Raw genomic sequence first — 14,629 nt, 5'->3', positions numbered from 1 at the left:
ACATTAATGGGTCAAGTAGCGCCGCCAAGTTCATCTGAACTCAAATTTAAGGGCGGGGATAATGCGGCATAAAACGCTTATGCACAAGTCATTTTATTGAAAATAATCCAATAAAAAAGCCAGCAAATTCTGCTGGCTTTATCGAAGCTTTAACAATCAATTAGTTATGATGACTATAACGTATAGCTTTCTGGCCATCATCATAGAATTGACCTAGGACAAATCAAGCTTTAGTTGATTTGTGGGTCTAATTCACCTGATTGGTACGCTTTATACATAGCTTGAAGTGACTTAGGCTTAATTTTAGAACCCATGCCAGCACAACCAAATGCTTCATAACGTGTCGTACAAATGTCAGCCATTGCTTCCATTGACGCTTTTAAGAATTTACGAGGGTCAAACTCTGAAGGGTTTTCAGCAAGGAACTTACGAACAGCACCAGTTGACGCTAAGCGTAAATCGGTATCGATGTTAACTTTACGTACACCATGCTTAATACCTTCAACGATTTCTTCTAATGGTACACCGTAAGTTTCAGGGATTGCGCCGCCGTATTGGTTAATCACTTCTAACCACTCTTGTGGTACAGAAGATGAACCGTGCATCACTAAGTGGGTGTTTGGAATACGTGCGTGGATCTCTTTGATACGATCGATACGTAAAACGTCACCGGTAGGTTTGCGGCTAAACTTGTATGCACCATGGCTGGTACCGATTGCAATTGCTAATGCATCAACATGGGTATCAGCAACAAAACGTGCCGCTTCTTCCGGAGTCGTTAGCATTTGATCCATGCTTAAAGTACCTACGGCACCAATACCATCTTCTTCGCCTGCTTGGCCAGTTTCTAAACTGCCTAAACAACCGATTTCACCTTCAACTGATACACCACAAGCATGAGCGAAAGCAACAGTACGACGAGTCACATCAACGTTATACTCGTATGACGCAGGTGTTTTACCGTCAGCCATTAATGAGCCGTCCATCATAACTGATGACATACCTAATTGAATTGAACGTTGACAAATATCAGGGTCAGTACCGTGATCTTGATGAATACAAACTGGAATATCTGGGTACTGCTCTAGTGCCGCTGCCATCAGGTACTTAAGAAACTGTGGACGAGCATATTTACGTGCTCCCGCAGATGCCTGAACAATTACAGGGCTGTCAGTAGCTTCAGCAGCTTGCATAATTGCACGCATTTGCTCAAGGTTATTGACGTTGAATGCAGGTACACCATAATCGTGTTCTGCAGCATGATCTAACATTTGACGTAGAGATATTAAGGCCATTTTTTACTCCAAAAATAGGGTGATTTCTCACCTAGGTCGCTATCGCTTTGGATTGATTTTTATACCCTATGCACATAATTCTTAGCCTTGATAACAAAGTAGCTCAGCTAAAATTTATAAACATGGGCGGTTTTTTTCTAATAATTATATTTTTCTTATTGCAATTCTTACTCACTTCAGCGCGTCTTCACAGCGTTAACTCTTTGGTTTTAAGCTGTGAGACGTTCGCTAAAGGGTCTAACTTAATCGTTAATTTGACGATTATGCGCCACGCTTTTCAAGCATCGCGACAGCAGGTAACTCTTTTCCTTCAAGGAACTCAAGGAAAGCACCGCCACCTGTCGAAATATAAGAAACGTTATCTGCGATATCGTATTTATCTACAGCAGCTAATGTATCTCCGCCACCGGCGATTGAAAATGCACTTGAATCAGCAATCGCTTGAGCGATACGTTTGGTGCCAGCACCAAATTGATCAAATTCAAATACGCCTACTGGACCATTCCAAACAACAGTCCCTGCAGCTTCAATGATTTTTGCTAATGCTTCTGCGCTGTCTGGACCAATATCAAAAATCATATCGGTATCAGCAACGTCGCTAACAGGCTTTAATGTCGCTTCCGCAGTTGGGCTAAACTCCCCAGCAACAACAACATCAGTTGGAACAGGGATATCTCCACCACGGCTTTGGGCGTTAGCGACTAAACGTTTAGCCTCATCAACTAAATCTGCTTCAAACAAAGATTTACCCACTTGATGGCCAGCTGCAGCGATAAAGGTATTCGCAATACCACCACCAACAACTAGTTGGTCAACTTTAGTAGATAAGCTTTCTAGTACGGTTAATTTAGTTGAAACCTTTGAACCACCGACAATCGCCACCATTGGGCGAGCAGGATTATCTAAAGCTTTACCCAGAGCAGATAATTCACCTGCTAATAAAGGCCCAGCACAAGCAACTGCAGCATGCATACCTACACCGTGTGTAGAAGCTTGAGCACGGTGCGCAGTACCAAATGCATCCATCACGTATACATCACATAAAGCAGCCAGTTTTTTAGCTAATACTTCATCGTTTTTCTTCTCGCCAACGTTAAAGCGAACGTTTTCAAATACAACCACTTCGCCTACATTAGCGTTAACACCATCTAGGTAATCAGAAGCTAAAGTGACTGGACAATCTAGCGCATCGTTTAAGTAATTCACCACTGGCTGCATTGAAAACTCAGCATTAAACTCACCTTCAGTTGGGCGGCCTAGGTGAGACATCACCATCACTGCAGCCCCTTTTTCAAGGGCAAGTTTAATTGTCGGTAAAGCCGCACGCAGTCTTGCATCACTGGTGACGACGCCGTCACTGACGGGAACGTTTAGATCTTCACGAATAAGCACACGCTTATTGGTTAAATCTAACTCACTCATATTGATAATAGCCATTGAGACCTTCCTTTTAATTTAAAAACAAAACTGCTTTTGCTATAGAGCGCTTTACCCGATGAAGGTAAAGCGCTCTATAGACGTAAATTAGTGACCAGAATCTTTAGCGTGAATCATCGCTAAACTGGTGTCGAGCATTCGATTTGCGAAGCCCCATTCATTATCGCACCAGAGTAAGAGCTTAACGAGATGCCCGTCGCTTACTCTGGTTTGTGTGCCATCAACAATACTGGAACGAGGATCATGGTTAAAATCACATGACACCAATGGTGCATCAGTATAGCCCAACACAGCATTAAATAGGCCGCTCGCAGCATGCTCTAATACATTATTTATTTTATCAATATCAACTCGTTCATTAACTGTTACCGATAAATCTATGGCGGTAACGTTAATCGTTGGCACACGCACTGATATCGCTTCAAACTTATCTTTCATGTGCGGCAGAATGCGCTCAATGCCCCGTGCAAGCTTAGTATCGACAGGAATAATTGACTGACCTGCTGCACGCGTTCTGCGTAAATCATCATGGTAAGCATCAATCACTTGTTGATCATTCATCGAAGAATGTATCGTCGTGATTGCGCCACTTTTAACCCCAAAATGATTATCTAGTACATCAATGACAGGCACAATACAGTTAGTGGTACACGATGCATTCGATACCACGGTATGATCAGCTTTAAGTAAACTGTCATTGACGCCATACACTATGGTGGCATCCACATCAGCTGAAGAAGGGTGGCTTATCAGAACTTGTTTGGCGCCAGCTTGAATATGCGCTTCACAAGCATCACGCTCTATTAGGCTGCCACTACATTCATAGACAATATCGATATCAAGCTCAGCCCAAGGAAGCTTAGTCGCATCAGCTTGATGTAATAGTTGAATAACATCATCACCAATAACTAACTGATCATCCTTCAGCTTAACTGTATTTTGGAATCGACCATGAGTTGTATCATATTGAGTGAGATGGCTAATTGCTGCAGGCTTGGCAAGTTCATTGATTGCCACAATCTGGATTTGCTGACGTTTACCCGACTCGTAAAGTGCACGAAGGATAGATCGACCTATACGGCCATAACCATTAATAGCGACTCGGATCATTGAGGGTTAAGCTTCCTCTTAACAGTACTCAGTAAAAAGCAGATAAAAAAACGGCCTGCAAGTGATTGCAGGCCGTCATTATACAGACTTCATGGGTAAAAGTTTACCCTTTTAATTGCGTCCGTTTTGGATTAACCCAGTGAATTTACTGTTTTAACCACATTTTCAACGGTAAAGCCGAAGTACTTAAGTAGCTCGCCACCTGGTGCAGACTCACCAAATGTGCTCATACCAACAACACCGCCGCTAAAGCCAACATACTTATGCCAGAAATCAACATGCGCAGCTTCAATCGCCACACGTTTTGTTACTGAGGCAGGTAATACAGACTCTTTATAAGCTGCATCTTGCTTATCAAATACATTCGTAGAAGGCATAGATACAACACGAACCTTTTGACCTTGCTCAGTTAACGCTGCAGCAGAATCAAGAGCTAATTGCACTTCACTACCTGTTGCAATCAAAATAACATCAGGTGTACCTGCACAATCAGACAGTACGTAACCACCTTTAGCCACATTTGCTAATTGCTCAGCATTACGAGACTGGGCTTTTAAGCCTTGGCGGCTGAAAATTAATGAGGTTGGCGCTTTGCTGTTTTCAATCGCAGCTTTCCAAGCAACGGCTGTTTCAGCAGCATCACAAGGACGCCATACTGTCATGTTTGGTGTCATACGTAAGTTAGCTAATTGCTCTACTGGTTGGTGAGTTGGACCATCTTCACCTTGACCGATTGAGTCGTGGGTATAAACAAAGATATTTTGAATCCCCATTAGCGCCGACATACGTACAGCATTACGCGCATATTCCATGAACATCATGAAAGTCGCACCGTAGTTAATGAAACCACCATGAAGCGAGATACCATTCATGATACCGCTCATACCAAATTCACGAACACCGTGGAAGATATAGTTACCCGCTGGGTCGTCTTGAATACCTTTAGAGCCAGACCATAATGTTAAGTTAGAACCTGCAAGGTCAGCACTACCGCCTAATAACTCTGGTAACATTTCACCGAAGAAGCCAATCGCATTTTGAGAAGCTTTACGACTTGCAATGCCTTCTGCTTTATCTTGGCACTCTTGAATAAATGCATTCGCTTTGGCTTCAAATTCTGCAGGCAATTCACCGGTTAATACACGACGTGTAAATTCAGCTGCTTCTGCTGGGAATGCTGCTTGATAAGCTGCAAATTTCTTATCCCATGCAGATTCGTTGTTTGCGCCAGCATCTTTAGCATCCCAACCTTGATAAACGGTTTCAGGAATTTCAAATGCCGCGTGTTCCCAACCAAGGAACTCACGAGCTGCTGCAATTTCAGCATCACCTAATGGTGCACCATGACAATCATGGCTGCCTGATTTGTTTGGAGAACCAAAACCAATAGTGGTTTTACAACAAATCATCGTTGGCTTATCTGTCACTGATTTTGCTTCTTCAATTGCAGCGCGGATAGCATCGCTATCGTGACCATCAACATTTGCAATAACATGCCAGCCGTATGATTCAAAACGCTTAGGCGTATCATCTGTGAACCAGCCTTCAACATGACCATCGATAGAAATACCGTTGTCATCCCAAAATGCCACTAATTTGCCTAGGCCTAATGTACCCGCTAAAGAACAAGCTTCATGCGAAATACCTTCCATTAAACAGCCATCACCTAAGAAACAGTAAGTGAAGTGATCTACGATATCGTGACCAGGCTTATTAAATTGTGCTGCTAAGGTTTTTTCAGCAATAGCCATACCCACAGCATTACTGATACCAGCACCTAAAGGACCGGTTGTGGTTTCAACACCTGGGGTGTAACCGTATTCAGGATGACCTGGTGTTTTAGAATGTAATTGACGGAAGTTTTTGATTTCTTCAATTGGCAGCGCGTAGCCTGACAGGTGAAGTAAAGAGTAAATCAGCATTGAACCATGACCGTTTGATAAAATGAAACGATCGCGATCAACCCACTCTGGGTTAGTTGGATTATGCTTTAGGAAGTCATTCCATAGCACTTCGGCAATATCTGCCATCCCCATTGGTGCACCTGGGTGTCCAGAATTGGCTTTTTGAACGGCATCCATAGTTAATGCGCGGATAGCGTTTGCGAGTTCTTTACGAGATGACATGCTCTCTCCTGCTTGTTTGTGAGGTCTAGCGGGCAATTGTGGGGCATATTTTCCCCTACTAGGCGATGTGACGCAAATTTTTATTAGCGGTATTAGCCACTTTTTTTCATCTAACAATCTATTGCAAACTAAACGCGTAGATTAATTAGCCAACTTTATACCATGTTACCGATAACATTTGTATAACTTTTTCCCACTAAGCTATTACATTTTCTATTTTAAATTGCCCTAAGACATTTTTTGTCACATTAAAAGTACCGTGAATATTTGTTGCCACCGGCGAATAAAAAAACCAACAAAGTGATAAACATCAACTAAAGTTATTGTTTTATTTTTAACCTTAGCATCCCTACCCAATACAGTATAAAGGCAAGAATTAGCATAAAATTCATAAGATTAATTTAATAAATTTATAAAACAGAGCAATTACAGTTTTTATAAATCTTTGAATGGTTGCACAATTTTTAACTTATATTGATTCTAAGGGGTGTTATCAAACCTAATTTGAATTATTATAGACGTCTAGATGTAGATGCTTCTACACGTTCAAATTCCAAAAGACGAGATTTACCAACTATGGCAAACCACTTGTTCACCTCTGAGTCAGTCTCAGAAGGTCATCCAGATAAAATCGCCGATCAGATTTCTGATGCGGTACTAGACGCAATTTTAGAGCAAGATCCTAAAGCGCGTGTTGCATGTGAAACTTACGTTAAAACTGGCATGGTATTAGTCGGTGGTGAAGTTACGACTTCAGCTTGGGTTGATATCGAAGAAATCACACGTAAAACAGTACGTGAAATTGGCTACACTCATTCAGATATGGGTTTTGATGCTGACTCTTGTGCGATTTTAAATGCGATTGGTAAACAGTCTCCAGATATTAACCAAGGTGTTGATCGTAGCGATCCTGCTGAGCAAGGCGCGGGTGACCAAGGATTAATGTTTGGTTATGCAAGCAATGAAACTGATGTATTAATGCCTGCACCTATTACTTACGCACACAAGCTGGTTAAACGTCAGTCTGAAGTCCGTAAAGACGGTACATTACCTTGGCTACGTCCTGATGCGAAAAGTCAGGTTACTTTTGCCTATGAAAATGGTCAAATCAAAGGTATCGACGCCATTGTCCTGTCGACTCAACATCGTGAAGATGTGACGCAAGAAGACTTAATCGAAGGCGTGATGGAAACCATCATTAAGCCTGTTTTACCATCACAATGGTTAAACAAAGACACTAAGTACTTCATTAACCCAACTGGCCGTTTTGTTATTGGTGGCCCAGTAGGCGATTGTGGTCTGACCGGTCGTAAAATTATCGTAGATACCTACGGCGGTATGGCACGTCACGGTGGCGGGGCTTTCTCAGGTAAAGACCCATCAAAAGTGGATCGTAGTGCTGCTTATGCTGCACGTTACGTTGCTAAAAATATCGTTGCAGCAGGTCTTGCTGATCGCTGTGAAATCCAAGTGTCTTACGCTATTGGTGTTGCAGAACCAACGTCAATCAGTATTGAAACATTTGGTACAGGTAAAGTTTCTGAAGACGTACTTATCAAGCTAGTTCGCCAGCACTTTGAATTACGTCCATATGGCTTAACAGCTATGTTAGATTTGGCTCGTCCAATTTACCAAGGTACAGCTGCATACGGTCACTTCGGCCGTAATGAGTTCCCTTGGGAAGCGACTGATAAAGCTGAAATCTTACGTGCAGATGCAGGCTTATAAGTTTTCAACATAGCCTAGCGCATAAAGTAGAATCAAAAAAACCGTCTTATGACGGTTTTTTTATGGGTAAAATTCACTAAAACGGCTAAGAGAACGTACGATAAAAAAGATAAATAATAATAGCGCCTACAGAGAGCACTGAAGGATAAAATGTCAAACTAAACCCTAACGCTCTTGTGGCGGAGCCTTTTTCATAACCACTGATAAATATAATTCTGCCGATAAAAAAGACTATCGATAATAACGCAATCAGTGACATGAACTCAGCAGGCATAATAAAGGTCCATAAAAAATACACGCTCAAAACAATACAAAATTGCTCTAAGGTATTTTGTAAAACATTTTGCAAATGCCTGGTTTTTTCCGACTCCTCAAAAGCCGAGCGAATATGAGTTTGTGTGGTATTGAATCGTCTTAGTAGCACGCGCCCTGCAGCAAATATAAATGCCAATGCAGGCAAGATTAAGCCATAAGCATATATTGTTAGCCTTTCGACCAAAGATTGTGGCTCTGTGTATTCAAGCGGATTGGCTAAAGCACCATAGGCGACAACTAAAAAAGAGACGATTACCCCTATCACGACGCTCAAAGAGACATCGCTTTGTTTTGATGATAGTTTATTTTTAAATTGTTCTAAAAGTGGCATTATCTCTCCCTGTACTTAATGCTCATCAGTAGATTTTCTTACCCTAAGGGTGTGAATTAAATAGTCCTTTTATTTAACTCGTTTACATCGCTTTATTCGCGCATCAATTGTACTTTATCTCTCGTTAAACAATAGTCACTGCCAGCCATTCTGCCAATGGCATCAAGTTGATCTGCATCTATTTTAAAATTATCTATCGCGTCATCGTTAACATGAACAGCAACGACGTCCCCTAATATCAAATGCCCTGCTAATGGCTGATTACCTAAATCGACAATTTGATTGAGTCGACATTCAAAACTGACCACAGCTTGCTTAACGCGACTTGGTTTCACAATCGTTGAGTCTAAGGTTTCTATTCCAGCATATTCAAACTCATTTTGTTCTGGCGGTAATGAATGGCACGTTTGATTCATTACCGATAAGTCTTGATAACTGACAGTGTTGATCACAAATTCTTGCTGCTCACGTATATTAACTAGCGTGTCTTTTTCTGCGCCTTTATCGGTACTCATTGGGTTAAAGCACAACACTGGAGGATTAGCACTTGCCACTGTAAAAAATGAAAATGGCGCTAAATTAGGTACTCCTTTTGCCGATACCGTAGACACCCAAGCGATTGGTCTTGGGGTGATACCACCAATCAATAATTTATACATTTGCTGTGCGGTTAACGTATGCGGCAAAAATTCCATCGAAATCTCAAACTTGCTTTCAACGTTTAGTTAACATACCTATTCAAACAAAACCGATACAAATAATAGTATGAAAATCATAAACTAAATAAGATAGTTATTAAGCTATCACCGTATAATTATTCAAACAAGCCCTAACCAGCAAACAACTTGTTAACATTCACAAATAAGCACTTTAAAGACTCAAAGTGGATAGAATTTCTACAATGACACTTTCAATATGTGAAAATAAGGAAGCAGCTAAGAAACAAATAATATAACAACCGTTAAACTGGCAATGAAACGAGCATAGAAACCAGCATAGAAACCAGCATAGAAACGTCCTAAAAATGAGCAATAATTTACCAATTGGAAATAAGGTGATAAGTCGAACCCATTGAAGCAATAGGCTATGATCTGAATGCTCAATATGATGTTAAGCCATACCGACTTTGGCTAACAGGCTTAGGTTGCGCTGCTTAGGTTGCGAGGCTTAGGTTGCTAGGCTTAGGTTGCTAGGCTTAGGCAAAGAGACTCAATGATAAAACTCAGGAAAATGAATGCACTCCTATTATATGTTCAAAGCAAGTAAATCTGACTTTTCTAGCCTGTCATCAGTGCCTTTGCCAGTCAGAGCGTCGGACAATATTCAGGGCGAGTACTACCAAACAACTTTGAGCGAGCAGCAACAATTATGGTCCGTAATCAAACTTTTCTATCGCCAACACTTGCACTACTCCAAGCCAACGTTTAAAGACACTGTCATCCTCTGCTGCCAAGAAAAAGCTGATGATAAACCAATAGCTAACCACACGAACCAGCTTCAAATCGATAATATATTAGCTGCTGTGAGGATAAAAAAAATTGGCGAGGTTCAATTAGTCACAGGGTTAGTCGTTAAAAAAAGTGCTAGAGGCCAAGGAATCGCTCATCAATTGATGTCTGTTATTCAATCAAATTTGCTTGAATCTGAGTGTTATGTTTTTGCAATAGCTGCGCTCACCGATTTCTATCAGCAGCACGGTTTTATTAAGCCCCATGAGGTAGACAATAATATAAATCAGTTATTTAAAAAGCATAACAACCAAAATAGACCTTTGGCATTACTTAAGTCGAGTTAAGTTAAGTTGAGTTAGAAACAGTAAAAAAATTTAGAGTAATACGTATCAGCAGTGATCAAAGTGCGCCGTTTCGACGCACATAAACGCCACTTGTTGCATATTCAATACTGGCACAGTCAGCTCTCTTGCAGAGCTTAGATCTACGTCTTGCAGCGCATCGATTAATTGAATAGCCTCTTGATAGCCATTAGCTCGGCCACAACCAATATTGCCGAAGTCAGTTTCAACAAGATAGTGGCCATGTTGGCTTACAGCTTGCTCAGTATCTAACTGCGCTGAACTTACACACTCAACCACACGATATGTTTTATTTTGTGATGCTAATACTGCCACCACAATTTTGGCATTATCATAAGCGGACAAACGTAAATGCAAATACGGCTGAAATAACTGTTCAAATTGATTTAGCGAGTTTTCAACACTCATCATTTACCTCTTGTTATGCCATACATTAAATTCTTCGGTTAACCACTTCATTAATAACCTTGTCCATACCTGCTTGTCACTATTAATTTTTCATTAGCAGCAAATAGTAATCACGCTGCTGAAAACTAAAGTAATCCACTACTTCCATGGCAGATTTACCAGTATGAGCGGCGAAAGAAGCTTGATTTTCTTCTGCGATAAAAGTCACCATATAAGGGTATTTTTTGGCCACATTACAACTAAGCTTTTCAACTAACTTCGCAAATATCCCTAGGCCACGAAAATCAGGATGAATCCAAATGGGGCCATATTGACAACTATTTTGCGCCGTTATCTTACTAAACCCCGCTTCTATATCAGATAGTTTTCGCATAACAAGTGCGTATATACCCCATGATTTAAACCATGACCAAGGCCCAGCAATCACATAACCAATAATACTTGCCTGACTTTGTGCTGCACTCGTTTGTTTTTCACTGTTCTCAGCTAACATAATCCAACCGAGGCGAATTAACTCGCTAATATCGGTCTTTGAAAAACACTGCCCTGACATACTTTCTGCGGGTGATGACAGCTCATCATTCATGTAGCTCTTTTCAAGTCGAGCCAGTTCCGCTGAGTCTTCTTGTGTTGCTAATCGGTATTGGATTTTCATTCAGTTTTATTATCACTTTCTTGTTTTACTTGGGACTGCGGCTGCTTTTGTGCCCAATCGAAAACTAATGCAACAGGATAAGGCGCCATAATTAAAAGCCCAATACCAATCAGACTCGCCACTAATAACATGCCATTTATTTCGTTGGCCATGTCTGTCAATAAATAGAAATATGCGCCACAGCCAACCATAAATAATCCGACCAGATGCATGACTTTAAATATTTTGCTCATTAAATAGCTCTTATTAACTGAATGACATATCAAGATGTCTATTTTTACGATAACCTTAACTAATGCACTGACTTTAAAGAATGAATAACAATTAAATCTACTTCATCATGAAAATTTAGCTGAAACACAGTATATACTATGATGATTATCGATCTCATTGGAAACCATCATGATAAAACCCGCTATTACCGCTTGTTTGGTTATTTTCGGTCTTAGTGCTTGTCAAAGCAACAGCCACCAGGCTGAAGAAATTAACTTGTTAGGTAGCTGGTATATTGAATCTGCTCTTTCTGAAGCTGTAATTAATCATAGTCCAGCACAAATTACGTTTGCAGAAGACGGTAAATTATCGGGTAATAATAGTTGTAATCAGTTCTTTGGAGAGTATCAGCAAGACGATACACAACTTACCCTTTCCCCTGCTGGTACAAGTATGATGGCCTGTGTTGAAGTATTAATGAAACAAGAAGCTAGAGTCATGAAAGCCATGCCAATGATCACAAATGTGGCTTTATCAAAATCGGGAAAATTACTGCTAAAATCAGAACAAGGTGCTAATTTATTAGTATTGAGCCAGCAGCAAGACTAGTTGCTATCCGCTAATGCACCATGACTTGGCTAATTAAGCTGAGTCCATACAAAAAGAGTGAAGCCATGGCTTCACTCTTTTTTATTTCGATACACTCAAATAATGACTTATGAATTGCTTTTCACATTTTCAGCAACTTTTTGCTGAATATCGACTTCGTTATGCTGAGCAATAAGAGCTGATTGCTCCATATCCGCATTGTAATGCTCAACGTCTAGCTCATCTTCTGAGCGAGCAATCACCGTCGTAGCAACTAAATCGCCTGATACATTCACTACTGTACGAGCCATATCTAAAATACGGTCAATACCCGCAATAATAGCAACGCCTTCCAATGGTAAGCCCACAGTGGTCAGTACTAAAGTTAACATCACTAGACCTGCACCTGGAACACCTGCTGTGCCAATCGATGCAAGGGTAGCAGTTAGCACAATAGTAATGTAATCCACCCAAGTTAAATCAATACCAAAAGCCTGTGCCACAAATAGCGCCGTTACCCCTTGGTAAAGCGCGGTGCCATCCATGTTAATGGTGGTTCCTAGTGGTAATACAAAGCTAGAAATCTTCTTATTAACCCCTAAGTTTTCACTGGCACATTTCATACTTGCTGGTAGGGTGCCGGCTGAGCTTGACGTTGTAAATGCAACCGCCATTGCATTGCCAATTCCTTTAAAGAACTGCATCGGATTTAGCTTACCAAACACCGTCAGTACTACACTGTAAAAACCAAGAATGTGTAACGCACAGCCGATATAAACCGCCACAATGACTTTTATCAAAGGCAATAACATATCTAAGCCATACTCACCTGCGACCCAAGCCATTAAACCAAATACACCGTAAGGCGCTAACTTCATCACCATATCAGTAAGTTTGTACATTGCTTCAGCTAGACTTTCAAAAACACGAATAGCGGGTTTGCCGTGCTCACCAATAAGCACTAACGAAATACCGAGTGCCACTGCAAACACAATCACTTGCAAAATTTGACCGCTGGCCAATGCCGCCACTGGGTTGGTAGGTACGATATTAATTAACGTATCCATCAATGTCGGCGCTTCTTTTACTTCGCTGACAATTTTTGCACCTTCAAGTCCAAGACCTGCGCCAGGTTGCATGACGTAGCCGACAAGTAAACCAATGCTTATCGCAATTGACGTAGTGCCTAGGTAAAATCCAAATGATTTAAAGCCAATACGGCCCATTTTTGCCGTGTCTTGCATTGATGTAACACCTACAATCAATGAGCAAAACACCAAAGGAACGATAAGCATTTTAATGGTATTAACAAACAAGGTACCAATAGGTTTTAGGTAACTAGCATCATCCCCTAAGGTGATCCCTGCAATAATACCTAGAACCATACCGATGAGGATTTGTAACCATAAAGGAACTGACATCCAACGAGACCAAACTCGACTTGGAAATGACGGTGCATGTTTTGACATGGAGTAAACCTTGCTTGTTTGCGATTGATGTAACTGACTAGTAGTCACGATGTATGAATATCTAGATGATGTCGTTATCAACGTTAAACAATGACACCATCAATAAACTCGGCCGACAAAATTCGGCGCCGCATACTAGCATACCTATTTAGGTTTAATAGATGATCTAGGTCAGTTTACACTGAGCTTCTATTCAAAATTCACTATTAGGCTTCAAATATAAATGTCGTTTCTTTATTGCCGATTTTGACAGGATATAAAGCTGCAGGGGGACATTCCCGTTCGATTAAATAACTCCAATAGTCATCATCAAAACCTGCAAGCCAGTTTGACTCCTCGCCTCTCGACTTTAAAATCAGCCACCACCACACCATTGCCCATAAGCCTAAAGTGGCTAAGGTTAGCAGGAAGTGTAACGGATGGTTAATATTGGGCTGTGCAGCCCCATTGACTGTAGTAGGATAAACACTATGACAAGGATTATTGACTCGATTAATTCGACTGGGATGTTTGATATATCGGTAAACTCTGAATTGATATTTTGACTTTATCATCACAACCTCTTGCACTGTCACATTGAATAATAAGCATAGCAGCTTAGACTTTAGTCGAATAAAAAATCAGCAACATTTTTACGATTCCCGATATAGGAAGGACAATGATAATAAGAAAAGGCCAAGCATCAGATTTAGCAGCATTAGTTGATTTTAACCAAGCGATGGCATTGGAAACCGAAAACCTCACATTAGATAATGAACGTCTTACAAAAGGCGTGAGCACGATGCTTAATAGCCCAGAAAAAGGCTTTTATCTTGTCGCTGAAGTTGATGGTCAAATAGCGGGATCGTTAATGGTCACCCTTGAATGGAGTGATTGGCGCGCAACTAACTACTGCTGGATCCAAAGTGTGTATATTCGCCCGCAAAATCGCCGCCAAGGAATTTATGCCAAGCTTTATCAAGCTGTAAAATCACTTGCAGAGGAAATAGGCGGCGCTGCGAGTTTTAGATTGTATGTTGAGCACGACAACCACATTGCCCAAAAAACCTATCAATCACTAGGTATGGAGCAAAGCCATTATCTGATGTATGAAGAGATTGCAGAAGGTGCTGAAGAGTAGGGTTCTCTACACGCTGTTGTC

Annotated in this window: 15 protein-coding genes; 4 read left to right on the top strand and 11 right to left on the bottom strand. The window is 40.9% G+C overall.

Features of this window, described 5'->3' with window-relative positions:
* Nucleotides 1–230: 230 nt before the first annotated feature.
* The 4 genes from fba to tkt form a co-directional block, all read right to left on the bottom strand.
* Nucleotides 231–1,295 (bottom strand): class II fructose-bisphosphate aldolase, encoded by a 1,065-nt coding sequence (gene fba, locus AB4128_RS05040; protein WP_055025163.1) that lies wholly within the window; start codon nt 1,293–1,295, stop codon nt 231–233.
* 261 nt (nt 1,296–1,556) lie between these two features.
* Nucleotides 1,557–2,732 (bottom strand): phosphoglycerate kinase, encoded by a 1,176-nt coding sequence (locus AB4128_RS05035; RefSeq protein WP_055025162.1) that lies wholly within the window; start codon nt 2,730–2,732, stop codon nt 1,557–1,559.
* An 87-nt stretch (nt 2,733–2,819) separates the two neighbouring features.
* Nucleotides 2,820–3,842: an erythrose-4-phosphate dehydrogenase gene (gene epd / locus AB4128_RS05030; protein ID WP_055025161.1), complete on the bottom strand. Its 1,023-nt coding sequence runs from the start codon at nt 3,840–3,842 to the stop codon at nt 2,820–2,822.
* Nucleotides 3,843–3,973: 131 nt separating this feature from the next.
* On the bottom strand, nt 3,974–5,968 hold the full coding sequence (gene tkt, locus AB4128_RS05025) for a transketolase (protein WP_055025160.1): 1,995 nt from the start codon (nt 5,966–5,968) through the stop codon (nt 3,974–3,976).
* Between the two features lie 576 nt (nt 5,969–6,544).
* On the opposite strand from tkt, the gene metK reads away from it, so the two are divergent.
* Entirely contained in the window at nt 6,545–7,696 is a 1,152-nt protein-coding gene (metK, locus tag AB4128_RS05020; protein ID WP_055025159.1) for a methionine adenosyltransferase, read from the top strand.
* 85 nt (nt 7,697–7,781) lie between these two features.
* On the opposite strand, the gene AB4128_RS05015 is transcribed toward metK, so the two are convergent.
* Together AB4128_RS05015 and AB4128_RS05010 are read right to left on the bottom strand one after the other, a co-directional pair.
* A complete protein-coding gene (locus AB4128_RS05015) occupies nt 7,782–8,342 on the bottom strand; it encodes an MAPEG family protein (protein ID WP_055025158.1) in 561 nt (186 codons plus the stop codon).
* A gap of 92 nt (nt 8,343–8,434) precedes the next feature.
* The gene (locus AB4128_RS05010) at nt 8,435–9,037 is read right to left on the bottom strand and encodes a flavin reductase family protein (protein WP_055025157.1); all 603 of its coding nucleotides are present in this window, start codon (nt 9,035–9,037) and stop codon (nt 8,435–8,437) included.
* A 539-nt stretch (nt 9,038–9,576) separates the two neighbouring features.
* On the opposite strand from AB4128_RS05010, the gene AB4128_RS05005 reads away from it, so the two are divergent.
* Nucleotides 9,577–10,137 carry a GNAT family N-acetyltransferase gene (locus tag AB4128_RS05005; RefSeq protein ID WP_372037145.1) on the top strand — a complete coding sequence of 187 codons (561 nt, stop codon included), beginning with the start codon at nt 9,577–9,579 and terminating at the stop codon, nt 10,135–10,137.
* A gap of 45 nt (nt 10,138–10,182) precedes the next feature.
* On the opposite strand, the gene AB4128_RS05000 is transcribed toward AB4128_RS05005, so the two are convergent.
* From AB4128_RS05000 to AB4128_RS04990, 3 genes are all read right to left on the bottom strand, one after another.
* Nucleotides 10,183–10,566 carry a hypothetical protein gene (locus AB4128_RS05000; RefSeq protein ID WP_372037143.1) on the bottom strand — a complete coding sequence of 128 codons (384 nt, stop codon included), beginning with the start codon at nt 10,564–10,566 and terminating at the stop codon, nt 10,183–10,185.
* A 79-nt stretch (nt 10,567–10,645) separates the two neighbouring features.
* Nucleotides 10,646–11,218 (bottom strand): N-acetyltransferase family protein, encoded by a 573-nt coding sequence (locus AB4128_RS04995; protein WP_372037142.1) that lies wholly within the window; start codon nt 11,216–11,218, stop codon nt 10,646–10,648.
* Nucleotides 11,215–11,451: a hypothetical protein gene (locus AB4128_RS04990; protein ID WP_055025153.1), complete on the bottom strand. Its 237-nt coding sequence runs from the start codon at nt 11,449–11,451 to the stop codon at nt 11,215–11,217. The genes AB4128_RS04995 and AB4128_RS04990 overlap by 4 nt, the downstream gene beginning before the upstream one ends.
* A gap of 169 nt (nt 11,452–11,620) precedes the next feature.
* Here AB4128_RS04990 and AB4128_RS04985 point away from each other — a divergent pair, with 169 nt between their 5' ends.
* Nucleotides 11,621–12,040: an META domain-containing protein gene (locus tag AB4128_RS04985; protein WP_372037140.1), complete on the top strand. Its 420-nt coding sequence runs from the start codon at nt 11,621–11,623 to the stop codon at nt 12,038–12,040.
* Between the two features lie 107 nt (nt 12,041–12,147).
* Here AB4128_RS04985 and AB4128_RS04980 read toward each other — a convergent pair whose 3' ends face one another.
* Nucleotides 12,148–13,488 carry a dicarboxylate/amino acid:cation symporter gene (locus tag AB4128_RS04980; protein WP_055025151.1) on the bottom strand — a complete coding sequence of 447 codons (1,341 nt, stop codon included), beginning with the start codon at nt 13,486–13,488 and terminating at the stop codon, nt 12,148–12,150.
* A gap of 206 nt (nt 13,489–13,694) precedes the next feature.
* Nucleotides 13,695–14,042 (bottom strand): hypothetical protein, encoded by a 348-nt coding sequence (locus tag AB4128_RS04975; protein WP_174567610.1) that lies wholly within the window; start codon nt 14,040–14,042, stop codon nt 13,695–13,697.
* Nucleotides 14,043–14,146: 104 nt separating this feature from the next.
* On the opposite strand from AB4128_RS04975, the gene AB4128_RS04970 reads away from it, so the two are divergent.
* A complete protein-coding gene (locus AB4128_RS04970; protein ID WP_055025150.1) occupies nt 14,147–14,608 on the top strand; it encodes a GNAT family N-acetyltransferase in 462 nt (153 codons plus the stop codon).
* Nucleotides 14,609–14,629 lie beyond the last annotated feature (21 nt).

The organism is Shewanella sp. 10N.286.52.A9 (assembly GCF_041468985.1).
Lineage (GTDB): Bacteria > Pseudomonadota > Gammaproteobacteria > Enterobacterales > Shewanellaceae > Shewanella > Shewanella japonica.
This window is presented reverse-complemented; position numbering and strand designations above follow the sequence as displayed.